Source organism: Nostoc sp. UHCC 0251 (assembly GCF_034932245.1).
Taxonomy (GTDB): domain Bacteria; phylum Cyanobacteriota; class Cyanobacteriia; order Cyanobacteriales; family Nostocaceae; genus Nostoc.
Genome location: NZ_JAYGHD010000001.1, coordinates 40720 through 62839 on the forward strand (window position 1 = coordinate 40720; position 22120 = coordinate 62839).

Sequence of the window (22120 nt, forward strand, 5' to 3'; positions counted from 1 at the left end):
TTCGCAAAATTAAGAATTTCGATAGTTCTCTGAATAATCTGATCCGCATCAGCTTGAGTAATATTAGGATCAGTATTATAGTCACCGCGTAAACGAGTTCTTTCTGCATCAATTAAATAACGATGAAATTCACGAGGAACTCGTTGTGACGTGCAAATCTTTCTCCAAAAGCAGCAATTACGGCTGAATGTTTAGAGTAAGCCAGTCCTTCCCCTTCTAAAAAAGCGGTAGCAATATAAAACATCGCGTAATAACCACGAGATGCTGCAAATTCAGCAAAACCTTTTTGGTTGAGTTCTTCGGCGGCTTGCAAACTTCTCTCCGCTTTTTCTAGGAGTCTTTGTTGTTCAGGGGTCATATTAATAACCCATCTTGTCTGACATTACGAAAGAAACCACTATTATAATTTTCTAGTTGTTCACTAGTAGCAAAAGCACAACTAATTAAAACATTATATTCTAAACATAAATCAGCAATAATTTGACTTATTTTTTCACTTTCTTGAGAATAGTTAAAGACATCTTTCAATACAATTAAAATATCAATATCTGAGTCAGGTTGTGCTGTTCCTCTGGCTTGTGAACCAAATAAAGTTGTTTTAAGTTTTCGCGTATTTTGGGTAAAATTGTTGAAATTGGTTGATATAGCATAAGAAATCAACAATTACTTAGTTTTATGCCTATATTAACTCAAAAGCGATGTCTTCTCTGCGTAGGGCAGCATATCGTAGCGATCGCAGTTATGACTAAATAGCTTGTCTTCACTTTTTAATAGAGAAAGCGCGATCGCCCGCGATCGCATATCATTTATCTACTGTGTAGTCTGTCTCCCATAGCAATAACTTCATGCCTTTCTCCGATTTCACTAATCCTTACCAAAATCCGGCTAACATACCACAGAAGTATCACCAGCATATAAATCTACTAAAGTTATTTAAAGCTGATGGTTCTTATGTGCGTCCAGCAGAAGACCCTGTGGCGATGTGGGCGCTTCAGATTTTGGTAGAAGAGTACGGTGTTCCACTAGAGGCATGAGATTATGTTTGAACCGCCAGATAATGTAAAAGAAGACTTGAATATTTAACAAAATTTAGGAGGTTAAAATCCCCTACTAATTGATTTCTGAATTCTATTCTCGACCAATCCAGTAGACAGGTTTACGTTTGTGATGTGCTATAGCTAGAATCCGAATTAAATTATCATCAACAACACGGTATAGGAGTGAATAAGGAAATTTAGGCAGAATCAGCCGACGAACAAATCCTCGAACTACTACACCAGCAGCAGGATAACGCATAAGGAGATTGATTGCACCTTCTACTTCTGTCAAGTAATCTAGCCCTAGCCCCTGATTTTGTTCCTCGTAATAACTTGCGACATCAACCAGTTCTTGCTCTGCCAATGGATGAAATACAACTCTTGTCATTGTAAAGATGCACGAACTCGTTGAAACACTTCTTCAGCCGGAATACCAGTAATTTGATTGGTGTTCATATCTTCATCACGCTTCTGGGCTTCTTCAGCCCAACTAGCCGCAATTTCTCGATCTATTCCACTTTCTTGACCCAACCTTTCCAGTAATCTTGCTAATAAAATCACTTGAGAATCTTTTGGAAGTGCAAGAACTTCGGCTTCAAGCTGTTCAAGGGTCATAGTGAGTACCTAAACTCTCTAGTATAATTACCTCTTATTCTAAGCATTAGCCAGCTTCATAACTAAGCATCTTAATAATATGTTTTGCAAGTTGCTCTTTGATTTCTCTATGTCTGGGAACAGCTTGATAAATTTTTGTTATTGGATTCTGATACCAATCATGTTTGCCACCATGACAAACGAAGATACAACCCATTTCTTCAATCTTACTGATTAAATCTCTTCATTTCATGAAACTTCAAGTTCTGCAACTTTACGAATATTTTGGATATTTCCACTTGTTAATTCACTGTAAATATCGAGTAGATTTTCTCTTAGCTCCTCTTCTGTTTTACCCTGAGTCCAATAGTCAGGATATTCTTCGAGATAACCTAACCACATATCATCATCTTGCCAGTAAATGTATTTCTTCTTTGTCATGTGCCTATTCGCTGCCTTTTTCTGAACTACGAGGTTTTTGAGTACTCTAGAAGACTGTATATTAAATTACTGAACTATTAGGCAAAAAAAAGGAGTCTAATTTAGACTCTTAAAAAAAACTTAGAGGTGGACATCCGTCCACCCCGATTAAAATCAGGTAACACCAAAGACAATCACTAAGCCCAAAACCGCCCCAAACACAATCAAGGCATAGAATTGAGCGCGACCGTTTTCTAGGTACTTCAGACCTTCACCGCTAACAAGGGTAAAAAAGCCTGTGAGGTTAACAGCACCATCGACAACGCGGAAGTCAACTTCCATAACCTGTCTAGCTAGGCGACGCAAGCCGAGGACAAAAACCCGATGGTAAATGTCATCAAAGTACCACTTGTTGAGAGATAACTCATAAAGTGGTTTAATTTGAGCAGCGATCGCACCTGGGTCAATTTTACGGCGCAAATACATCAGCGAAGCCAGGGTAATCGCAATCAAAGAAATTCCGACTGAGGCACCCGCCATAATGTAGAATTCCGTCGGATTGAACTCGGCAGACTTTTCTATAACTTCGGAGAGAGTTTCACTAGGAGGAAAGATAAACTCTTCAAAATAATTGGCGTAGGGAGTTCCCACCAAACCAATCAAAATCGAAGGCACAGCCAAAAGTGCCAACGGCAGTGTCATTGTCCACGGCGATTCGTGGGGGGAGTCGCTGTGATGCCCGTGGGAGTCATGGGAATCATGATGCTGACTAGTTGCCGCCAATTCTCCTTTCTTCATCGCCCCAGGCCCAAAATTCGGGGCTAGTTCTTCTGACTCTAATTCCAGGACAATTGTGGCCGCAGCTTTTTTAAGTTTTTCCTTGATTTTCTCGTCAGTACCCCGGAATTTGCCTTCAAATGTCATGAAATACATTCTGAACATATAGAAAGCTGTAATCCCGGCAGTTAGCCAGCCAATCAACCAGAGGAGTGGGTTAGCCTCAAAAGCCTTACCCAGAATTTCGTCTTTTGACCAGAAGCCAGCAAAGGGTGGAATACCAGAAATTGCCAAGCAACCAATTAAGAAAGTAGTTGCTGTGACAGGCATATACTTTCGCAGTCCGCCCATCAAGCGCATATCTTGCGCTAAGGCGGGGTCGTGCCCAACGACACCTTCCATGCCGTGAATTACAGAACCTGAACCCAAGAACAGCATCGCCTTGAAATAGGCGTGGGTCATCAGGTGGAATAGTCCAGCACTGTAGGAACCTATTCCCATTGCCATCACCATGTAACCAAGTTGGGAAATGGTGGAGTAAGCCAAGCCCTTTTTGATGTCGTTTTGGGTAATGGCAATAGTTGCCCCCAAAAACGCCGTAAACGCCCCAGTAAATGCAATGACATTCATTGCAACTGGAACGCCTTCAAATACTGGGTACATCCGGGCAATGAGGAAAACACCCGCTGCCACCATTGTTGCCGCGTGAATCAAGGCAGAAATGGGGGTGGGGCCTTCCATCGCATCTGGTAGCCAGACGTGGAGAGGGAATTGGGCTGATTTCGCCACTGGGCCTAAGAAAACTAAAATCGCAAACAGGACAGCGAGAAAATTGCTGATAGAACCTGATTCTACGAGTTGGGCGAGGCGATCGCCCATGATATTAAAATCAAAGCTTCCTGTTGCCCAGAACAGCCCTAAAATGCCGAGTAATAGACCAAAGTCGCCCACCCTATTGGTTACAAACGCTTTTTGAGCGGCATCTGCTGCTGACTTGCGATCGTACCAAAAACCGACCAGCAAGTAGGAACACATCCCGACCAGTTCCCAGAATATATAAACTTGTACTAGGTTGGGGCTGACCACCAGACCTAACATTGAGGAGCCAAACAAACTCAGATAGGCATAAAACCTCACGTAGCCGGGATCGTGAGCCATGTAGCCATCGGTGTAAACCATGACTAAGCAGGCTACTGTTGTGACAATCACCAGCATTAGGGCTGTCAGGTGGTCAATAGTGTAGCCCATGCTCAGGTGAAAATTACCTGCTGCCGCCCACTCAAAGGTGCGAATATAAGACGGATGTCCTTGAATTTGACTCCACAACAAGGCAAACGACAGTGCCATAGCTGCTGCCATCATGGAGATAATCACCACAGCATTAAGCTGGCGGAGGCGGTTTGTCACCTGATTCAACGAGATTAACCCTAGACCGACCAGCATTGCCCCAAGAAGAGGGAACACCGGAATCAGCCAGGCATACTGATAGATTACTTCCATCACTGACGCCTACTTTTAAAATTCTTGATTTAGCGTGTCGAAACTGTTAATAATTGTGACACACACCCTTTAGGATAAAATAACCCACCCAAGACTGAGTTGGGTGGGGTGTTAAGCATGGTTTTATATTTGGTCATTAGTCATTGGTCATTGGTCATTGGTCATTAGCCCCATGCCCTATGCCCTATGCCCTATGCCCTATGCCCTATGCCCTATATCCATCAGGCTGACCGACACTCTAAATCCAGTGTTTTTGAATTCTTATAAATTTTCGGGTAATTGCTGTAGCTAGCTTTAATATCTTCTAAAGCTAGACGTAAATCCTCTCTGCCGCGAAAACCTTCCAAGCGATGCCGAACAGTGCCATTTTCAATCAATAGTAAAGTTGGCAGTGACTTTAGCCGATAAGTAGTAGACAATTTAAAATTTTGATCGGCGTTGACCCCAACTAATTTAATTTCTTCGCCACATTGGGCTTGAAATTGCAATAGCAGTGGGTGGATAATCCGACACAAGCCACACCAAGGTGCTTCAAAATTAACTAAAACAGGAATAGGAGATTCTAAAACTTCTTGAGTAAATGTCCGCTCACTAACCGACAACACCATGACGCCTCTTGGATTATAAGGTTTTTATATCAAATTACCTAGTCAGCACTGAAGTGAAGGAATGGCAAGTCAGTAACTGCCGATAGATGCTTTCAGGAACCAAATTTCAGGACACAGAATAATTGGGCAAAAAATGAATGTATTGATATGTCTCTGATAAAAAAGCCAGAGGGACTCTTACGGTGGCTTTTTTGAATGTTAAGCTCCTGATTGCCGTAGCCGCCTGGGTATTTGACTGAATCTGCCATTTATTCCCCAGGAAAGACAACGGGCCTTCAACTACCAATATAAAATCTTAAGCTAACTGAACGCACCCCCATAGATAGACGTTTGAACTTATCCTACATTGATTTGGGACAATTGATAACCTGAAACGCTCATCTATTTTGGATTTTATGCTGATACTGGGGATCGCCTAGATTTCCCATTTTATCTTACTGGTTGCTTCCAGCAACAGAGGGTGCGACCACCAAAGCAAAGCTATAAAAATAGCAACTCCTAAATAGGAAGGGCGAATAAATTCCTGCCACTTGATAGATTGACGTCCGTCAATAATTGCTTTAAAGGGAATAATTGAAGTCCGTTGTTTAGCAATTTCAAAAGCTTCCCCATAACGATGTAAGAGACGGCGATCCCCGTGCCAAACTCCAAACAAGTGATGCAACACCAATCCAATGGAAGTCACAAGGGTAAAGGTAGTACCTAGCCACAGAGTATGAGCAACACACCAAATTATTTGTCCTACCATCTGGGGATGACGGGTAATCCGAATAATTCCTGTTTCGTAGAGATGAACTTGGGGCTTTTGAATGGCAGCAATTTCTAGTAGATTGAAGGTAGCAGGATATAAAAATAAAAACGAGATCGCTGACAGCAGCCAAACAAATTCTCGTACTCCTGGCACTCCTTGTACCTGCCAAAGTTGCAAACCATCATAGCGATGCCCAAAAAAGTAAATAATTAATATCACAGCCAACGGTAGGCTGACTAATGCAAAGAGAATGCGATAAAGCCTTGGACCAATATATTTTTCGGCCCTTGGACGCAAAGCAGCGCCTCCACTGTGAGCGATCGCAAACACTATTTGTAACCCCAGTATGACAAAATGACTGGGTGTCAACCAAGAAATCAACAGCATATCCACAGGTGAAGTAATTTAAATAAAATTGAATTCAGTACAACCAATACCACAAAGTATTCAAAAGGAGACTTTAGTCAAGATGTTGTGCTACTGTCTTTTTCGAGTTAAGCCTTCAAGTTTAATATGTAACAAATCATGCCCAGCTGATTGCTGCCAAACCTGATTTGTTGCGTGCATCCGCTCCTTTTAAAGTTTGTGGATTGAGCCTTATGTCTGACCTTCCTTTCACTTTAGATCAGTTACGTATTTTAAAAGCGATCGCCCAAGAAGGAAGCTTCAAGCGTGCCGCTGATAGTCTTTATGTCTCCCAGCCAGCCGTGAGCTTGCAAGTGCAAAACCTCGAACGGCAACTAGATGTCCCTCTATTCGACCGTGGAGGGCGACGCGCCCAATTAACCGAAGCAGGGCATCTACTCCTAAGTTACGGTGAAAAAATCCTCAGTCTGTGTCAGGAAACCTGCCGCGCGATCGAAGATTTACAAAATCTCCAAGGCGGGACTTTGATTGTCGGTGCTTCTCAAACTACTGGCACTTATCTTTTGCCCAGAATGATCGGTATGTTCCGACAAAAATATCCAGATGTGGCAGTGCAATTACACGTCCACTCTACCCGGCGGACTGCTTGGAGTGTTGCTAACGGACAAGTTGATCTGGCAATTATCGGTGGTGAAATTCCCAGTGAACTCTCAGAATCTTTGGAAGTTCTTTCTTACGCTGAAGACGAACTAGCGCTAATTCTACCTATCTTTCATCCCTTTACCAAACTGGAAAAAATCCAAAAAGAAGACCTCTACAAATTACAATTCATTGCCCTAGATTCCCAATCTACTATCCGTAAAGTCATTGATCAAGTGTTAGCACGCTGTGAAATTGATACCAGACGTCTTAAGGTTGAAATGGAATTGAATTCCATTGAAGCAATTAAAAATGCTGTGCAATCTGGTTTGGGAGCTGCTTTTGTTTCAACTAGTGCGATCGCTAAAGAGTTACAAATGGGTGTTCTGCATCGTACCCCCATTGAAGGTGTCGTCGTCAAACGGACACTGTGGCTGATTTTTAATCCTAATCGGTATAGATCCAAGGCCGCAGAAGCTTTTAGTCGCGAAATTTTGCCCCAGTTTGCTAATCCTGGATGGAGTCAAGATGTGTTAACATTGGCACAAAAAAACATAGTGTTAGCTACATTGGATGGAGCAATGCCCACCTCCTCCGGCGAGGGCTAACAATCTGGTTATTAGTCCTAACCTTTGGGCGTCTATGTTATTTGTCCTGTGTTTTTTTTAAGTGACCAATGGCCAAATAATTCGTAATTCGTAATTCGTAATTATTATCTCATAGCTTTTCCTGTAGCGTACCGTAGGTAAGCTAAGAATTTGACATCAGTAAAAAAGTTTCCTGTTCCTGATCAAGAAGTTTAGTTTCTATATAACCTGAATGAATTACGAATTACGTAGCTTGCTCCTCGCCGGAGGCGAGTATTATCAATTACGAATTATTTTGACTAATGACTAATCACGAAAATGGAAGTTTACTGTACCCGTCCACGTTGCCCACGCCCACAAAACTATTTTGCTGATTTAGATGATATTACGACGCTGAAAACAACGCAGCAAAAGTACTGTACTACCTGTGGTATGCCATTGCTGCTAGATGGTCGATATGTCCCCATGAAGCTGCTGGGAAGGGGGGGATTTGGTGCAGCCTTTTTGGCACGCGATCGCCGAATACCAGGAATGCGCCAATGCGTAGTTAAGCAGTTTCAACCATCGGGAAATTTAACCTTAAATCAACTGCAACAAGCACAGTTGATGTTTGAGAGAGAGGCAGAAGTTTTAGCACAACTTGGTAACGATCACGAGCAAATTCCTGACTTGTTTGCCTTTTTCCCAGTCATAGTAAATAGCTTGCAACCAGGACAGCAAGACCAGTTTTTTTACTTAGTACAAGAATACATTGATGGGCAAAACTTAGAAGAAGAATTAGTTCAACAAGGCAAATTTTCTGAACAGCAAGTGTTGGAGGTGCTGCAAGAAATCCTGAAGGTGCTAAAGTTTGTCCATCATAGAGGCATTATCCACAGAGATATTAAACCCTCTAACATCATGCGCCGTCGTGATGGGAGACTTTTTTTACTAGATTTTGGTGCAGTTAAGCAAATAACAAATGCTGCACTTGGTTCTGCTGCTTCTTCCACAGGAATTTATTCTATGGGATTTGCACCGCCTGAACAGATGGCTGGAGGTCAAGTATTCCCATCTACAGATTTATACGCCTTGGCTGTAACTCTTGTTACTCTATTGACAAATAAGGAAGCAGTTCAACTATTTGATGCCTATAGCAACCAGTGGAAATGGCGAACCCAAGTGACTGTCAGCCCTCGCCTTGCTGACATATTAGACAAAATGCTGCTACCTGCTGCTAATCAGCGCTTCCAGTCAGCCCAGGAAGTTATAGATGCACTTAACTCACAGGCGGTTCAAGCCCCTACACAACTTAATTCGCCCTCTGTAACACTTCCGCCACAACCGGCAAAAGGTTCTAATCCCGTCGTTCCCCGCCGTCCACCAACTCAACCAGCGTTTTCTACAATGGAATTATTGGGTGGGGCGGCATTTAGTGGATTTGAAGGAGCATTGATAGCGATCGCTCTCTTCAGTCTCGTAAAAGAACCAATAGTTACTTTAAGTGTTGCATGTGTGATTTTAGGAATACTTATATATGCCCAAACCAGGCGATGGATTGAAAAGTTCGATTTATTAATTATTCCGGCAATTACTTTTGCGATTATTTTTTTTCTTCCCTTTTTACACGGGGGTCTTGGTATCCTGGAAGTAGTAATTTTATCAGTTGCATCAGCCTTAGTAGCCATTTCACTGACAGCTATATTTAGACTTATTTATAAATTATTATCTCTGATACTTTAAAACTTTTTCTTTATTCAAATTTGTTCATGTCACAAAAGAATGAAACCACAATTTTAGCTTTGGCACTGCTGCTGACAGTTGGCATAGTTGGCGGTGGAATTTGGTGGTTTACTAATGGCTCTGTAGTCAAAATTGGTAATAACATCATTCCAAGTTCGGAACTAGGCAGCAATCCATCCCTACAAGACCGCATTAGTTTTGGGGAAAAAACTTTGACTCCAGGTACGGTTGCTCCTGCAAAAAAAGAGGGCGTACAGGCGATCGCAGCTAAAAGTTATGATAAAGCGATCGCTAATTTCACAGCTGCCCTAAAACTCAACCGTAACGATCCAGAAGCGCTGATCTTTCTGAACAATGCCCGCATCGGTTCTTCCAAAAGCTACACCATTGTGGCTTCTGTACCAGTAGGCACTGACCCGAATGCTGCTTTAGAAATTTTACGTGGCATCGCCCAAGCCCAAAATGAAATTAATACCTCTGGAGGAGTCAAGGGAGTGCCGTTGAGGGTGGGGATAGCCAACGACAACGACAATCCAGAAATAGCCAAGCAAATCGCTTCTAACCTAGTCAGTAATTCAGAAGTATTAGGTGTAGTTGGGCCTAATACTAGCGATTCCACCTTAGCAGCAGGTACTATTTATACTTCTGGACAACTTGTAGCAATTTCCCCTACCAGTACATCTGTAAAAATTTCTAACTTTAGCCCCTACATTTTTCGCACGGTTCCCAGTGATTTCATGGCTGCTAGAACTTTAGCCAACTACATGGTGAAAACCTTGCAGAAAAAAAATGCAGCGGTTTTCTTTAATTCTCAGAGTAACTATAGCCAGTCTTTAAAGTCAGAGTTTGTTTCATCTGTTTCCCTAGAGGGTGGACAAGTATCCAGCGAATTTGATTTGTCTCAGGTGGGTTTTAGTGCCGCTAAAAATGTAGAACAAGCAACTAAACAAGGTGCAGAAGTATTGATGTTAGCTGCTAACACTGAAACTTTGGACAAAGCGCTGCAAGTAGTTCAGATTAACCAGAAACGGTTAACTTTACTGGCGGGAGATGATGTTTACACCGTCAAAACTTTAGAAATTGGCAGAGAACAAGCTACAGGGATGCTAGTAGCTGTTCCCTGGCATATTGATGGCGATCGCAATTCAGACTTTCCTCAGAAATCCCGGCAGTTATGGGGCGGTGATGTGAGTTGGCGAAGTGCCCTTAGCTATGATGCTACTGTAGCTCTGATTGCGGCATTAAGACGCAACCCCACACGTTCTGGAGTCCAACAAGCACTGTCTTCCTCTGACTTTTCTGCCACTGGCGCTTCTGGTACAATTCGGTTTTTAGCATCAGGCGATCGCAATGCACCAGTCCAACTTGTAAAAATCGTTCCTGGTTCTCGCTCTCGAACTGGTTATGACTTTGAACAAGTCCGATAATCAGCAATAAAAAACTAAAAATTAACCAATAGTTAACCTAAAAAAACCCTCAAAATGCGAAATTGAGCTTTATGGGGAAAATTTTAGGTCAAATAGCAACTTATTTATCCTTACCAACACTCAAGCCTTGAGAGAAAAGACGAATAATCCAGGAAAAATTTATTATACTTTGGCTTCTAAACTAGTCAGAAGTGAGGATTTGTCAGTATTCGTTAACAAAACACCCGTCCTCCCAATACAATCTCAAGTAGCAAGCACCTATCAAGTCAAGCACTTATATTGAATGGACGCACGGGTAATTCTACTATGTCCCAAAAAAATGAAACAACTATTCTTGTTTTATCCATCCTAATCACGGCCGGGCTAATAGCTGGCGGTTTTTGGTGGTTTACTAGAAAGTCTGGTGTTGACCTAAATACAATCAACTCTAGTAACAGCAAAACGCCCCAAACCGGATCAAAACAGTCTAGTGGCAATACTTTCACTTCAGTAGAGGAAGTTCCTACAGGATTATTCAATTACGGAGGCAGTACATCTTGGGCACCAATTCGGCTGGTAGTTGATTCGGCAATTCAAGCGGCGCGACCAGAACTTCGGCTGCGTTATGTAGAACCCAGCAGTGCATCTCCTGGTTCTGGTACTGGCATCCAGTCACTAATAGACGGTCAACTAGTCTTTGCTCAATCCTCCCGACCAGTTTTAGATCAGGAGTTAAGCCGTGCCCAGCAGCGTGGGTTCAGTTTGAAACAAATTCCTGTGGCAATTGATGGTTTGGCAGTCGCAGTTAACCCTAATCTCAATATCCCAGGAATAACGGTAGAGCAGTTAAAGTCAATTTATACAGGCAAAATCAATAATTGGAGCCAGGTGGGCGGCCCCAATATTCCAATTAAACCCTATTCTCGCCGTATTGCTGATGGCGGTACAGTCGAACTTTTTGTCCAAGACATATTGGGTGGTCAAGCTTTCAGCCCCAATGTGGAATTTATCTCCACAACCACCCAAGCCTTGCAAAAATTGGCTGGTAGTCCTGGTAGCATTTACTACGCTTCGGCCCCAGAGGTGATTCCTCAATGCTCAATCAAGCCCTTGCCGTTGGGGCGGACGCAAGGGCAATATATTGCTCCATACCAAGAACCATCTGTCCTCCCGTCCGAATGTCCTGGTAAACGAAACAAATTGAACATTGAGGCTTTCCAATCAGGAAAATACCCGATTACCCGCAATCTGTTTGTGGTGGTGAAACAGAATAATCAGATTGAGCAGCAAGCAGGTGTCGCTTACGCCAACTTACTGCTGACTGAGCAGGGACAGGAACTGATTACCCAAGCTGGGTTTGTCAAAATTCGCTGACAACTGCGATTGCACTCAGGCAGAGTGGCGGAAATCGCCGCTCTGAACTGTGCTTTAACCAGCTCTATTAATCGACTCTGCTGGCAAGCAAATTAGATTATCCCCTTGGGTAAGGATTAAGCCACGTTGACGTAGCTTACCCATCAAACGGGTGACGGTGACACGGGTCGAACCAATCGCGCTCCCAATTTGGGCATGGGTGAGGGGGAAGGGCAGACAATAGCCGCGAATCACATCAGGATCAGTGTCGCTCATTGCTGGCTCTCCATATTCCTCAATTAACAATGTGAGAAATCCTAAGAGTCGGTCAATTGTGCGGCGTTGTCCCAAGGCACTCAGCCACAGTAGCTTACGCTGGTGCTGATACCTAAAGGCATCCATAACTTCACGACGGAAGTGAGGCCAGTTGTCTAAATCATGCCAGTACATCCACAACACCGCAGTTTGGTCAACATGGGCGTAGGACTGGAGTGTAAATGGTGATTGAGCAACAATTTCAAATGGCTGTCCCGCTCCCACAAAACCCAAGAACGCTTCTTCTGGGGTTCTGTTAATTCGTCGAGACGTTAGCTGGCTAGCAGTCGCACTAACTTGGGCGGTTCCTACCATACGGATCGCACCCCTTTGCACCAAATATAGCAATCCAGGCCGGGCTGGAATGCGCTCATCTTTGCTAAAGGTACGGCAGCGGTAGTGTTCTTGAGCCCAGTCAAGAATGCGTTGCCAAGTTAAAAAAGGCCGTGATGCCTCAGAAAAGGAGGATGGAGATTGCATAGGTAACAAAGAGCGTTCGGCTGAAGACAAAGACGTGATCAAAAGGTGCAAGGAGTGTCTTTGTGTTGGCGAGGCAGGCATAACGCCTAACAGCGCCAGCCAATCCAAAGAATAGAAAGCAAATTACTCTCTACTCTTTTGTTATACTTCCTACTGTACAATGATGGTAGTAAAGTTTACTTACTATTCATCGATTATTCATTAAATTTTATCCTCTTCTCATTTTTCTTCATCTGAATTAAATTTATATCGCAAGATAGATGACAGAAAATCAACTAATATATTTTACATGATTATATACATAAAGTTACGTGCATCATAAATTACTAGTTAGCAAGTATACGTCAATTAAACAGCTAGTATGTAGCTACTTACTAAATGCACCAAGTATTAATACTTACGACGTAAAAAATTTATGCATAAAAGCCGAAAATAAACATCTATATAAAGATAGAGATAAAAACAATGTTCTATATATCTCAAGTGTGGCTCTAAGACTATCAAAATCTCAGAATCGAAAAGTTATGGAGCTTGCCAGTGCGATCGCCTCTGATTTAGCAAAGAATTGTTGCGACGTTTTTAGCGTCCAAATTGTTCCCCCTGGGTGGATACATTTTGAATTGACTGACTCGGCGTTAGCGAGTTGGTTACAAAATCTGGCAGTGGGGAGCCTAGAGGGAGAGGCGGAGATGGGAGTAGGGGAAGATGAGGGAGATGAGGGGACAAGGGGACAAGGGGACAAGGAGAATAACCATGCCCAATCCCCAATGCCCAATCCCCCATCCCCAATATCTAATTCATTGTTTACTTTTCAGTACGTCCATTCACGTTGCTGTTCGCTAGTGCTACTGGCTTACCGAGAGGGATTGATTAAACTTAGAGAACCAGTTCCAAATACTAGTCCAGCTTTTTGGGATGTTATCTCTCCTAACCCTTTACCTTGGCTCAATGGTGATGGAACACTGCGGCTAAATCATCCAGATGAGCGTCGTTTAATTGCCGAGTTAGTAGAAGTGCTAGACACCATAGAGGGCGCTGATGTTAAGAGTTCTGTGAAATGGGAAAAATTAGCGCTGAGTTTGAGCCAAGCTTTTGAAAACTTCTGGTCTAATTGCCGGATTTGGGGTGAGGTAAAAATGACCTCACCAAAGCTAGCCCAAGCTAGACTCGGATTGCTTATGGCTACTCAGTCAGTATTAAGATATGTGCTAGAGGAAAACTTGGGTATTTTTGCGCCCTTGGAGTTATAAATCGGTAATGTCGCTTAGACAGAAATAAAAACTTTTATAATAGCTATTGACTCAATGCATCACCTCAGCTACATTAGCAGGTGTGTGAGGAGCGAACCAGCTAGGGCACCGAGACGAAACACGGCCAGTCGTCGGTGTCCTTTCTGATTTGTATGGGTTAGGTTTGAAATAGTGCCCTCATTACAGCAAAAACTTTGCAATTGCTACTGCTGCTCCGTCTTCCTCTACGCTAGGAGCTACCCACTGCGCGATCGCTTGCACTCCTGCTGGTGCGTTGCCCATAGCTACACCGAGGCCAACATACTCCAGCATTTCCAGATCATTGAAGTTATCGCCAATAGCCATGACGTTGGCTATCTGTAATCCTAGCAATTCTTCAGCTAGGTAACGCACAGCAGTTCCCTTGCTCACAGAGGCGTTAGTTGCTTCAAAGAAGGTAGCAACAGATGTTGTGAGATAAAGTTCAGCAGGTGTGTATTGGCGGCGCAAATTCCCTAATAGCTGATCGATTACATCTGTGTCATCGCACAAAGCAAGAATTTTTGTCGGTTCATTCGTTAAGGCTTGGCGCAAATCACCTACTGGAATCGGGGTAATACCAGAACGTTCTGCATAAATTTTGGTTTCTCTAGTTACCTCACGGACGTATAGCTGATCGTTGATGTAGAAGTGGACAGATAGGAGCGATCGCAATTCAGGCTGTTCAAAATAGTCGAGTAACTGGTAGGCGATTTCCCTAGAAACAGGCCAGTGGCGATGGATTTTTTGGGTAATCGGGTCTTGAATCCAGGCTCCTTGATAAGCCATTAATGGTAGGGTAGAGCCGATTTCTTGGTGAAAGCGCAAGGCTGAACGATACATTCGACCTGTAGCGATCGCTACTTGAATTCCTTTTGCTTGCGCTGCAATAATAGCTTGCTTTACACCTGCACTGATGGTGTTGGAATGTCCTGCGATCGTGCCATCTATATCCAAAACTAGTAGTTTAATGTCTTTTGCAGCAGCCTGATGATCAGTAGATGCCAAGTGTGTAGCAGATGCTTTCGGCATAATTTCCTAGATTTTAAGTTCCAGTAAGAGGTTAACTCAGAACTTGTACCAGTCCCCACGACCGCCTCAGAATGAATTCTGAGGCTTATAGCTAAAGTCTATCTATTGAAGACTAAGTAAGGGTTCTAGCCCACGCTTAGTGGATTTGGGCTATAAGAAAAGAGAATTTATTCTCAGGCGGGATAGGGGACTTCCAAGAAATAAATTATCCAATCTTGTGAGGTGGGCATCTTGCCCGCTTTTGGTTACTGGGCGGGCGAGACGCCCACCCCACAATAAATAGTTGGATATTTTTTATTTAGAAATCCCTTGGTACACAAAAACTTCACTATTGTTACCAAAGCCAAGCTGAACGAGCATCTAAAATTGCTAACTATGTGACAAACCTTCTGGCTAAAATAGTGCTATGTCTGAAATCACTTCTGCAACCGCAACACGCCCCACGTTCATCCTCGTAGATGGACACTCGCTGGCTTATCGTTCATATTTTGCTTTCGCCAAAGGGCGAGATGGAGGGCTGCGTACAAAAACGGGCATTCCTACCAGTATATGTTTTGGTTTTGTGAAGTGCCTGCTGGAGGTAATGGCAACACAACAGCCCCAAGCAATGGCGATCGCTTTTGATTTGGGTGAGGCCACTTTTCGCCACGAAGCTGACGATACTTATAAAGCCGATCGCAAAGAAACGCCAGAAGACTTCATTCCCGACTTAGAAAACCTGCATGAGTTGCTCAATGGCTTCAATCTACCAATTTTCACTGCCCCTGGTTATGAGGCAGATGATGTTTTGGGAACATTATCACAACGAGTAACTGCTGCTGGCTATAGGGTGAAGATTCTCACTGGCGATCGCGATTTATTTCAACTGATCGACTCTGACAAAGAAATCACTGTTCTGAATTTTAGTCCAGATGCCTTAAAACGCTCTACAAATAGCATCACGGAATTTGAAGCAGAACAAGTCAAAGAAAAAATGGGCGTTTTACCTTCACAAATTGTTGATTTCAAAGCTCTTTGTGGTGATAAATCCGATAATATTCCTGGTGTCAAGGGAATTGGGGAAAAGACAGCAGTGCAGCTGTTAAACACTTATGGTTCACTTGATCGTGTTTATGCTGCGTTAGATGAAATTAAAGGCGCAACTCAGAAAAAACTGGCAACGGGTAAAGAAGATGCTGAGAAGTCTCGCTATTTGGCAACCATAGTTTTAGATGTTCCTATAGAGTTTAATTTAGAAGATTGCAAGTTAAAAGGCTTTGATACAAACGTATTAGCACCAATTTTAGAAAAATTAGAATTCAAGTCTTTTTTAGGTAAAATAAACGATCTTCAACAACGTTTTGGTGGCAAAGTCGAAGAAAATCAAGAAGCCAAAACAGACGCAATTAATCCCAATACTAACTCAGAATTCAGCACTGATGAAGATAATGATTTGTGGTTTTTCAGTGCTAGTGATACAGCAGCAGCTCCACAACAATCTACTTCCCCAATTACACCACGCATCATCAATACTGAAGCAAAACTAACTGAGTTAGTGGAACTTTTGCAAACATTCACTAACCCAGAAATACCCGTTGCTTGGGACACTGAAACTACTGCTTTAGAACCAAGAGATGCTGAGTTAGTAGGAATTGGTTGCTGTTGGGGAACTGAACCAGATGAGGTGGCCTACATTCCTATGGGGCATAAAACTGTGGAAAATTTGCCTAAAGATTTGGTGTTAGAAGCATTACGCCCAATTCTTGAAAGTGCCGATTATCCCAAAGTTCTACAAAATACCAAATTTGACCGCTTAGTTTTAAAGTGTAAAGGAATTAATTTGGCGGGAGTAGTGTTTGATCCTATGCTGGCAAGTTATATTCTAAATCCAGATTCTAGCCATAATTTAATGGATTTAGCGCAGCGATATTTAGGATTGATCGCAAAAAGTTATTTAGATTTAGTTCCTAAAGGCAAAACCATTGCTGATATAGATATTCCTGCCGTAGCAGATTACTGCGGTATGGATGCTTATTCTACTTTTGGCTTAGTATCAAAATTGCGTGAAGAACTGAATCAAATTCCAACTTTGTCTAAGCTATTAGTGGAAGTGGAACAGCCGCTAGAAGCAGTTTTAGCCCAAATGGAATATACAGGCGTCCGCATTAATTCAGCTTATTTACAAGAACTTTCGCAGCATTTAGAGACTGAGTTAGCTAGGTTAAAAGAGGAAGCTACTGAAATAGTTGGGGAAAATTTTAACTTGGGTTCTCCTAAGCAGTTGAGCCAAATATTGTTTGAAAAGTTGGGGTTAAGTACTAGACATTCTCGTAAAATTCAAACGGGCTTTTCTACAGACGCAGCAACACTAGAAAGACTCCAAGAAGATGATAAATCTGGTTTTGTTGAAGCGATCATTGAGTATCGCACCTTATCTAAATTAAAGTCTACTTATGTTGATGCATTGCCTGCATTAGTGCGTCCAGATACCCAACGCGTTCATACTGATTTTAACCAAGCAGCCACATCAACTGGTAGGTTATCTTCTTCTAATCCGAATTTACAAAATATCCCCATTCGTACAGCTTTTAGTCGCCAAATCCGTAAGGCATTTTTGCCAGAACCAGGCTGGTTAATGGTGGCTGCTGATTACTCACAAATTGAATTGCGGATTTTGGCTCATTTGAGTCAAGAACCAATATTAGTGCAAGCATATCAGCAAAATGAAGATGTTCACACTGTTACCGCACGGTTAGTATTTGAAAAAGAAGATATAACCTCAGAAGAACGAGGGATGGCAAAAACTATTAATTTTGGCGTAATTTATGGAATGGGTTCTCTAAGGTTTTCACGCTCAACTGGGATAGATAAGAACATTGCCAACGAGTTCATTAAGCGGTTTAATGAAAGATATCCGAAAGTATTTGCATATTTAGAGCGAATGAAAAAAGAAGCGATCGCTCTTGGTTATGTAGAAACTATTTTCGGTCGTCGTCGTTATTTTGACTTTACTAATAACAGTTTACGCAGATTAAAAGGCAGTAACCCAGAAGAGATTGATCTGAGTAAATTGAAGAATTTGGGTGCTTATGATGCAGGTTTACTACGCTCCGCTGCTAATGCACCAATTCAAGGTTCCAACGCCGATATCATCAAAATTGCAATGGTAAGACTGCATGAGGTTTTGAAGAACTATCAGGCGCGTTTGTTGTTGCAAGTTCACGATGAATTAGTGTTTGAAATCCCTCCTCAGGAATGGGAAGCATTACAGCCACAAATTAAGTCGGTGATGGAAAACGCAGTCCAATTGAGTGTGCCGTTGCTGGTGGATGCGCGTGTCGGTGAAAATTGGATGGAGACGAAATAAGTTTAACTGTAACAAGGCTTTTAGCTAGAAAAGTGTTAATCAGTTTATTTGAAAATTTAAAAATCTGACATATATCAAGTTGACAAATTAATCAAGAGCCAAAAGTATTGACTCTTGATGATAGAGTCGGCAATAGTTAAGAATTAACCGCCACGCTTCAGTGCTGCTTCTACCTGCTGTAACTCTTTCTCTAAACGATTTTTGAGTTTTTCGGGTACAGAACGATTTGGGTAAGAACTGTAGTGTCCAGCTAGGGAGTTGAGGGCTGTTCGCATGGTTGTAAAGGAGCCAAGACCAGAAACAGAGTTAACCCGCTGATAGCGGGCTGAAAAGTCATTAATTTTTTGACGCGCTTCCGCTTGAACTGCTGCTTTGTCTGGTGAATCTTGTGATACATCCAGAGCTTGTCTCATAATATTGACCACAGCTAAGGTGTCTTGGCGATAATCCCCAGTCAAACTATCTGGACTGCCAGAACAGCCCATTAAGCCGATAGATACAACCAAAACCAGCGCAAGCAAACGCGACCAATAGCGCTTCATATGCATTAAGTAAAAGAATACGTAAATCAACGTCCATCCTATCTTGGATTGGTAACTTGGGGATCAATTTATTGCTGAGTTAGAACAGACGCGATTAATCGTGTCTGTACAGGAGTGAGGAGTTAGAAAACTCCATTCATCCACCTCAGAATTTTGTTCATACAACTAATTACACGTCATACTTAAAAAGGGACGGAAATTATGCGGCAATAGCGAGGTCACATTCTTCTTGAGGTTTATGCTTATAACTCAGCCCGCAGACTTGACCAGTGCGGGTATCAAATTCATCTACCTTATTGCTTTTTAGTTATTTCAATTCGGATACTTGAGATATGGAAAAAGCATATTCTGGTTTCTCGTTTCACCTTAAAAAAATATCTTCCTCTATTTCCGACCTATTTCTGCGATGACATGTACTTAGTAGCTGCGACTATTTAAAAATTCCGGTATCAAATGCAGGTGAGTAAAATATGTTGAAAATCAAGCATTCGCAACTGAATTGGCTTTTAGCAGGCATGACTTTAGCAGTTATGGGTGTAAGCATTGCTCCAGCTTCTGCCCAGCGTGTGATAGTAATTGACGGCGCTTATGGAGCTAGGCGTAGCTGCGGGGCAGCTTGTCGTCAGACATCGCCTTCTGTTGGTTCGTTTATTTATGGTAGTCCGATTCCCACACCTATGCCTGTAAATCCAACAACGGGACAGATGCTACAACGCAATCATTACCCCGATTATTCCTATCCCCAGTTCAGGCAGAACGTGAGAAATTCTACGCTGATTAATCCAACTTTGATTAATCCGACAATTCGAGACTCAAACGTAGTTAATCCAGTGATTATAAATAATTCATGGCGTCGTACACCATTTAGGGGTGGGCGATCGCGGGTTATTATTACCTATCCCCGTTAGGAGGCAGGGGGCAGGGGAAAATGATTTGTAACTGTAATTTTGTGTAAATTAAAATTCGTCTTTTCCTCGTTCACGAGTCTTTAATATTTACCTCCCCTGCTCCCCCTGCTCCTCCTACCTCCCCTGCTCCCCCTGCTCCTCCTACCTCCCCTGCTCCCCCTACTCCTCCTACCTCCCCTGCTCTCTTCCTCTACGAAGTAAACTGCGAACCGAGAATCATCGTCCCAATCCCTACATCAGTAAAGATTTCTAGTAACAGGGCGTGAGGAATGCGACCATCAATGATGTGTGCTGCACGGACTCCTTGAGCAAGCGATCGCACACAACAACTCACTTTGGGAATCATCCCACCGCTGACTATACCATTAGCAATCAACTCGCGGGCTTCACGGATATCTACTTTCGGAATTAAAGTAGATTGGTCTTTGTAATCTTTTAAAATTCCACTGGTATCAGTCAGTAAAATTAACTTTTCTGCTCCCAGTGCAGCAGCTATTTCTCCAGCTACGGTATCGGCGTTAATGTTATAAGCTTGCCCCGTTTCGTCTCCGGCGACGCTAGACACTACCGGAATATAACCATTGCTAGCCAGGGTGTCCAGAATCTTAATATTGACATTGCTGACTTCTCCCACAAAACCGATGCCTTCTTGACCTTGGGGACGGGCTGTAAATAGATTACCGTCTTTACCGCAAAGTCCTACAGCCAATCCACCAGCTTGGTTAATTAGCGCAACAATTTCTTTGTTAACTCGACCAACTAAAACCATTTCCACCACATCCATTGTGGCGGCATCAGTGACTCGCAGACCATTCTTAAATTGTGGTTCGATGCCCAGCTTATCTAACCAACTGTTAATTTCTGGACCACCGCCGTGGACTACAATTGGACGCAAGCCGACGCAGGATAAAAATACAATGTCGCGGATAACTTTGTCTTTGAGTGTGCTATCTTTCATCGCTGCGCCGCCATATTTAACAACAACAGTGCGACCGGCAAATTGTTGAATATAAGGTAGTGCTTCGCTTAGTACACGTACACGAGTGGCTTCAGCTTGCCTGATGTATTCAGAATCGTTGACCGTCATGAGGAGCCTAACAGAGAGAGTTAAAACCTATTTCAGTCAGTGTAGAAGACTTTGTAACTCCTCACAATCTCTGCTGCCAAAGTCGAGTATGTTTGTACTGATAAAGCATAGCTGTTTAGTTCGTCTCAGAAATGTGAAAATCTATAAAAGAAGGACTAGTACCGCAAGGCGGAAGTCAAAAGTCAAAAGTCAAAAGTATTATGGAATAAGCTCTTGAGAGATTTTAAATGGTTGCTCTATTTACGCCGTGGCGTACTAGCAACCAAAATCGAAAATTATCAGGAGAAATATGGATACACCGATTCTCGATCGGCTAATTGAAGAATTAAAAGTGATGCCTGAAGACTTGCAATATCGAGTGCTGGAGTTTGCCCGACAGAAGCTTGGTGAATACGCTGAAATAAATATTCAGGAAAATCGTGTAGGTTGGGTGCAGCATTAGCGGAACCCAACATATTAGGTTAGGCGATCGCTCCTTCAAACCTCTAAAATTGAAATCATTCGGCTATAAGCCACCCATACCGTTCCCATTGCGAGGGCTGAAGCTAGGGAATGAAAATTACCACGCTGCTAATCCAAACTGAAAGCACACCTTTGAGAGTTAATTTTCCCTCGCTTGTGCAGATGACAAATGAGCAGTACCAGGGTTTATCCTACGGATGACCAGAATTTGGTAATTTGAGTCTTCCTAATCAGAAACTTGTGTTTTGAGAACGCTAGGAATTGTTTCAAGTATTCGTTTGGCAATGTCTTCAGGTGTATCTGCCTCTTGCACGGTGATGTGCAAATCAGCTTGAGAGTAAAGTGGTGTTCGTTGTTCGAGCAGCGATCGCAATTTGCCTTTAGGATCAGCATCTTGCAAGAGTGGTCTTGTGGTATCCTCAGCTAAACGGCTGTAAATTAGCTCCACTGGCGCATCTAGCCACACTATCAAACCGTGGTGCAAGTAACCCCAATTTTCTCGCCGCAGTACAATGCCTCCACCTGTTGATATAGTTAATTTTGTAATAGCACAAACTTGTGAAAGCACGTCACTTTCTATCTGGCGAAATCCTGCTTCCCCTTCTTGGGCAAATAACTGATTGATAGATTTACCTGTTAGTTGGGCAATGACATTATCGGTATCCAGAAATCCATAACCCAGTTCCTTTGCCAGTAAGCGCCCTACTGTCGTCTTACCAACGCCCATCATCCCAATTAAGTACAGGTTGACTCCTTTTAATAAATTGCTCACCAGTTGCTTCGCTCCAATTATGAGTGCTGAGTCACAGTTTATAATTATAAATTCAATGACTCAATCTCGGATTTAAAAATACGTAGTTTTGCACCTATCGCGCAACAGGATAAAATTACTTGATTAGCGATCGCTAATCAGGTGATAA

General features: G+C 42.6%; 23 protein-coding genes. 9 read left to right on the top strand and 14 right to left on the bottom strand.

Translation table 11 applies throughout. The features are described 5' to 3' along the window. Window positions 1-112: 112 nt before the first annotated feature. Window positions 113-358 (bottom strand): HEPN domain-containing protein, encoded by a 246-nt coding sequence (locus VB740_RS00175; protein WP_323198093.1) that lies wholly within the window; start codon window positions 356-358, stop codon window positions 113-115. Beyond that, entirely contained in the window at window positions 355-663 is a 309-nt protein-coding gene (locus VB740_RS00180) for a nucleotidyltransferase domain-containing protein (RefSeq protein ID WP_323198094.1), read from the bottom strand. Before VB740_RS00180 ends, VB740_RS00175 begins: the two co-directional genes overlap by 4 nt. 182 nt (window positions 664-845) lie before the next feature. On the opposite strand from VB740_RS00180, the gene VB740_RS00185 reads away from it, so the two are divergent. Further along, window positions 846-1034 (top strand): hypothetical protein, encoded by a 189-nt coding sequence (locus tag VB740_RS00185; RefSeq protein ID WP_323198095.1) that lies wholly within the window; start codon window positions 846-848, stop codon window positions 1032-1034. 94 nt (window positions 1035-1128) lie between these two features. Here the strand turns inward: VB740_RS00185 and VB740_RS00190 are convergent, their stop codons facing one another. The 7 genes from VB740_RS00190 to VB740_RS00220 form a co-directional block, all read right to left on the bottom strand. Further along, window positions 1129-1425 carry a type II toxin-antitoxin system RelE/ParE family toxin gene (locus VB740_RS00190; protein WP_323198096.1) on the bottom strand — a complete coding sequence of 99 codons (297 nt, stop codon included), beginning with the start codon at window positions 1423-1425 and terminating at the stop codon, window positions 1129-1131. Continuing rightward, window positions 1422-1652 carry an addiction module protein gene (locus VB740_RS00195; RefSeq protein ID WP_323198097.1) on the bottom strand — a complete coding sequence of 77 codons (231 nt, stop codon included), beginning with the start codon at window positions 1650-1652 and terminating at the stop codon, window positions 1422-1424. The genes VB740_RS00190 and VB740_RS00195 overlap by 4 nt, the downstream gene beginning before the upstream one ends. 46 nt (window positions 1653-1698) lie before the next feature. After that, window positions 1699-1866: a type II toxin-antitoxin system HicA family toxin gene (locus VB740_RS00200; protein ID WP_323198133.1), complete on the bottom strand. Its 168-nt coding sequence runs from the start codon at window positions 1864-1866 to the stop codon at window positions 1699-1701. 14 nt (window positions 1867-1880) lie between these two features. Further along, a complete protein-coding gene (locus tag VB740_RS00205) occupies window positions 1881-2072 on the bottom strand; it encodes a type II toxin-antitoxin system HicB family antitoxin (protein WP_323198098.1) in 192 nt (63 codons plus the stop codon). Between the two features lie 153 nt (window positions 2073-2225). After that, the gene (locus VB740_RS00210; protein ID WP_323198099.1) at window positions 2226-4328 is read right to left on the bottom strand and encodes an NAD(P)H-quinone oxidoreductase subunit 5; all 2103 of its coding nucleotides are present in this window, start codon (window positions 4326-4328) and stop codon (window positions 2226-2228) included. Window positions 4329-4549: 221 nt separating this feature from the next. Then, window positions 4550-4936, bottom strand: coding sequence for a thioredoxin family protein (locus VB740_RS00215; RefSeq protein WP_323198100.1), 387 nt, complete (start codon window positions 4934-4936; stop codon window positions 4550-4552). A 415-nt stretch (window positions 4937-5351) separates the two neighbouring features. Beyond that, the gene (locus VB740_RS00220; protein ID WP_323198101.1) at window positions 5352-6074 is read right to left on the bottom strand and encodes an NnrU family protein; all 723 of its coding nucleotides are present in this window, start codon (window positions 6072-6074) and stop codon (window positions 5352-5354) included. 212 nt (window positions 6075-6286) lie between these two features. On the opposite strand from VB740_RS00220, the gene VB740_RS00225 reads away from it, so the two are divergent. The 4 genes from VB740_RS00225 to VB740_RS00240 all read left to right on the top strand — a co-directional run bounded on the left by VB740_RS00225 (window position 6287) and on the right by VB740_RS00240 (window position 11781). Next, window positions 6287-7300 carry a LysR family transcriptional regulator gene (locus tag VB740_RS00225; protein ID WP_323198102.1) on the top strand — a complete coding sequence of 338 codons (1014 nt, stop codon included), beginning with the start codon at window positions 6287-6289 and terminating at the stop codon, window positions 7298-7300. Window positions 7301-7597: 297 nt separating this feature from the next. After that, the gene (locus tag VB740_RS00230) at window positions 7598-9001 is read left to right on the top strand and encodes a serine/threonine-protein kinase (protein ID WP_323198103.1); all 1404 of its coding nucleotides are present in this window, start codon (window positions 7598-7600) and stop codon (window positions 8999-9001) included. A 26-nt stretch (window positions 9002-9027) separates the two neighbouring features. Further along, window positions 9028-10428: an ABC transporter substrate-binding protein gene (locus tag VB740_RS00235; protein WP_323198104.1), complete on the top strand. Its 1401-nt coding sequence runs from the start codon at window positions 9028-9030 to the stop codon at window positions 10426-10428. A 306-nt stretch (window positions 10429-10734) separates the two neighbouring features. Next, window positions 10735-11781 carry a PstS family phosphate ABC transporter substrate-binding protein gene (locus VB740_RS00240; RefSeq protein WP_323198105.1) on the top strand — a complete coding sequence of 349 codons (1047 nt, stop codon included), beginning with the start codon at window positions 10735-10737 and terminating at the stop codon, window positions 11779-11781. A 54-nt stretch (window positions 11782-11835) separates the two neighbouring features. Here the strand turns inward: VB740_RS00240 and VB740_RS00245 are convergent, their stop codons facing one another. Continuing rightward, window positions 11836-12555 carry a Crp/Fnr family transcriptional regulator gene (locus VB740_RS00245; RefSeq protein ID WP_100901811.1) on the bottom strand — a complete coding sequence of 240 codons (720 nt, stop codon included), beginning with the start codon at window positions 12553-12555 and terminating at the stop codon, window positions 11836-11838. A 524-nt stretch (window positions 12556-13079) separates the two neighbouring features. Here VB740_RS00245 and VB740_RS00250 point away from each other — a divergent pair. Then, window positions 13080-13805: a DALR anticodon-binding domain-containing protein gene (locus VB740_RS00250; protein WP_416288898.1), complete on the top strand. Its 726-nt coding sequence runs from the start codon at window positions 13080-13082 to the stop codon at window positions 13803-13805. 180 nt (window positions 13806-13985) lie between these two features. Here the strand turns inward: VB740_RS00250 and VB740_RS00255 are convergent, their stop codons facing one another. Next, entirely contained in the window at window positions 13986-14855 is an 870-nt protein-coding gene (locus tag VB740_RS00255; protein WP_323198107.1) for a Cof-type HAD-IIB family hydrolase, read from the bottom strand. A 406-nt stretch (window positions 14856-15261) separates the two neighbouring features. On the opposite strand from VB740_RS00255, the gene polA reads away from it, so the two are divergent. Next, complete coding sequence (gene polA, locus VB740_RS00260) at window positions 15262-18201, top strand: DNA polymerase I (RefSeq protein WP_323198108.1); 2940 nt, start codon at window positions 15262-15264, stop codon at window positions 18199-18201. A gap of 143 nt (window positions 18202-18344) precedes the next feature. On the opposite strand, the gene psb27 is transcribed toward polA, so the two are convergent. Then, on the bottom strand, window positions 18345-18749 hold the full coding sequence (gene psb27, locus VB740_RS00265; protein ID WP_190911177.1) for a photosystem II protein Psb27: 405 nt from the start codon (window positions 18747-18749) through the stop codon (window positions 18345-18347). Window positions 18750-19213: 464 nt separating this feature from the next. Here psb27 and VB740_RS00270 point away from each other — a divergent pair, with 464 nt between their 5' ends. Then, window positions 19214-19651 carry a hypothetical protein gene (locus VB740_RS00270; RefSeq protein WP_323198109.1) on the top strand — a complete coding sequence of 146 codons (438 nt, stop codon included), beginning with the start codon at window positions 19214-19216 and terminating at the stop codon, window positions 19649-19651. Between the two features lie 190 nt (window positions 19652-19841). Here the strand turns inward: VB740_RS00270 and argB are convergent, their stop codons facing one another. Continuing rightward, window positions 19842-20738 carry an acetylglutamate kinase gene (argB, locus tag VB740_RS00275; RefSeq protein WP_323198110.1) on the bottom strand — a complete coding sequence of 299 codons (897 nt, stop codon included), beginning with the start codon at window positions 20736-20738 and terminating at the stop codon, window positions 19842-19844. A 289-nt stretch (window positions 20739-21027) separates the two neighbouring features. Here argB and VB740_RS00280 point away from each other — a divergent pair, with 289 nt between their 5' ends. Further along, a complete protein-coding gene (locus tag VB740_RS00280) occupies window positions 21028-21180 on the top strand; it encodes a hypothetical protein (RefSeq protein WP_323198111.1) in 153 nt (50 codons plus the stop codon). Window positions 21181-21426: 246 nt separating this feature from the next. Here the strand turns inward: VB740_RS00280 and VB740_RS00285 are convergent, their stop codons facing one another. Further along, the gene (locus VB740_RS00285; protein ID WP_323198112.1) at window positions 21427-21972 is read right to left on the bottom strand and encodes a shikimate kinase; all 546 of its coding nucleotides are present in this window, start codon (window positions 21970-21972) and stop codon (window positions 21427-21429) included. Between the last annotated feature and the right edge of the window lie 148 nt (window positions 21973-22120).

Bases quoted from the DNA above. Each gene is read 5' to 3' on its own strand.
- psb27 (WP_190911177.1), bottom strand. From the start codon at position 18,749: ATGCATATGAAGCGCTATTGGTCGCGTTTGCTTGCGCTGGTTTTGGTT.
- VB740_RS00220 (WP_323198101.1), bottom strand. From the start codon at position 6,074: ATGCTGTTGATTTCTTGGTTGACACCCAGTCATTTTGTCATACTGGGG.
- polA (WP_323198108.1), top strand. From the start codon at position 15,262: ATGTCTGAAATCACTTCTGCAACCGCAACACGCCCCACGTTCATCCTC.
- VB740_RS00195 (WP_323198097.1), bottom strand. From the start codon at position 1,652: ATGACCCTTGAACAGCTTGAAGCCGAAGTTCTTGCACTTCCAAAAGAT.
- VB740_RS00225 (WP_323198102.1), top strand. From the start codon at position 6,287: ATGTCTGACCTTCCTTTCACTTTAGATCAGTTACGTATTTTAAAAGCG.
- VB740_RS00250 (WP_416288898.1), top strand. From the start codon at position 13,080: ATGGAGCTTGCCAGTGCGATCGCCTCTGATTTAGCAAAGAATTGTTGC.
- VB740_RS00190 (WP_323198096.1), bottom strand. From the start codon at position 1,425: ATGACAAGAGTTGTATTTCATCCATTGGCAGAGCAAGAACTGGTTGAT.
- VB740_RS00280 (WP_323198111.1), top strand. From the start codon at position 21,028: ATGGATACACCGATTCTCGATCGGCTAATTGAAGAATTAAAAGTGATG.
- VB740_RS00175 (WP_323198093.1), bottom strand. From the start codon at position 358: ATGACCCCTGAACAACAAAGACTCCTAGAAAAAGCGGAGAGAAGTTTG.
- VB740_RS00185 (WP_323198095.1), top strand. From the start codon at position 846: ATGCCTTTCTCCGATTTCACTAATCCTTACCAAAATCCGGCTAACATA.
- VB740_RS00215 (WP_323198100.1), bottom strand. From the start codon at position 4,936: ATGGTGTTGTCGGTTAGTGAGCGGACATTTACTCAAGAAGTTTTAGAA.
- VB740_RS00270 (WP_323198109.1), top strand. From the start codon at position 19,214: ATGTTGAAAATCAAGCATTCGCAACTGAATTGGCTTTTAGCAGGCATG.
- VB740_RS00245 (WP_100901811.1), bottom strand. From the start codon at position 12,555: ATGCAATCTCCATCCTCCTTTTCTGAGGCATCACGGCCTTTTTTAACT.
- VB740_RS00255 (WP_323198107.1), bottom strand. From the start codon at position 14,855: ATGCCGAAAGCATCTGCTACACACTTGGCATCTACTGATCATCAGGCT.
- VB740_RS00235 (WP_323198104.1), top strand. From the start codon at position 9,028: ATGTCACAAAAGAATGAAACCACAATTTTAGCTTTGGCACTGCTGCTG.
- argB (WP_323198110.1), bottom strand. From the start codon at position 20,738: ATGACGGTCAACGATTCTGAATACATCAGGCAAGCTGAAGCCACTCGT.
- VB740_RS00230 (WP_323198103.1), top strand. From the start codon at position 7,598: ATGGAAGTTTACTGTACCCGTCCACGTTGCCCACGCCCACAAAACTAT.
- VB740_RS00240 (WP_323198105.1), top strand. From the start codon at position 10,735: ATGTCCCAAAAAAATGAAACAACTATTCTTGTTTTATCCATCCTAATC.
- VB740_RS00210 (WP_323198099.1), bottom strand. From the start codon at position 4,328: ATGGAAGTAATCTATCAGTATGCCTGGCTGATTCCGGTGTTCCCTCTT.
- VB740_RS00205 (WP_323198098.1), bottom strand. From the start codon at position 2,072: ATGACAAAGAAGAAATACATTTACTGGCAAGATGATGATATGTGGTTA.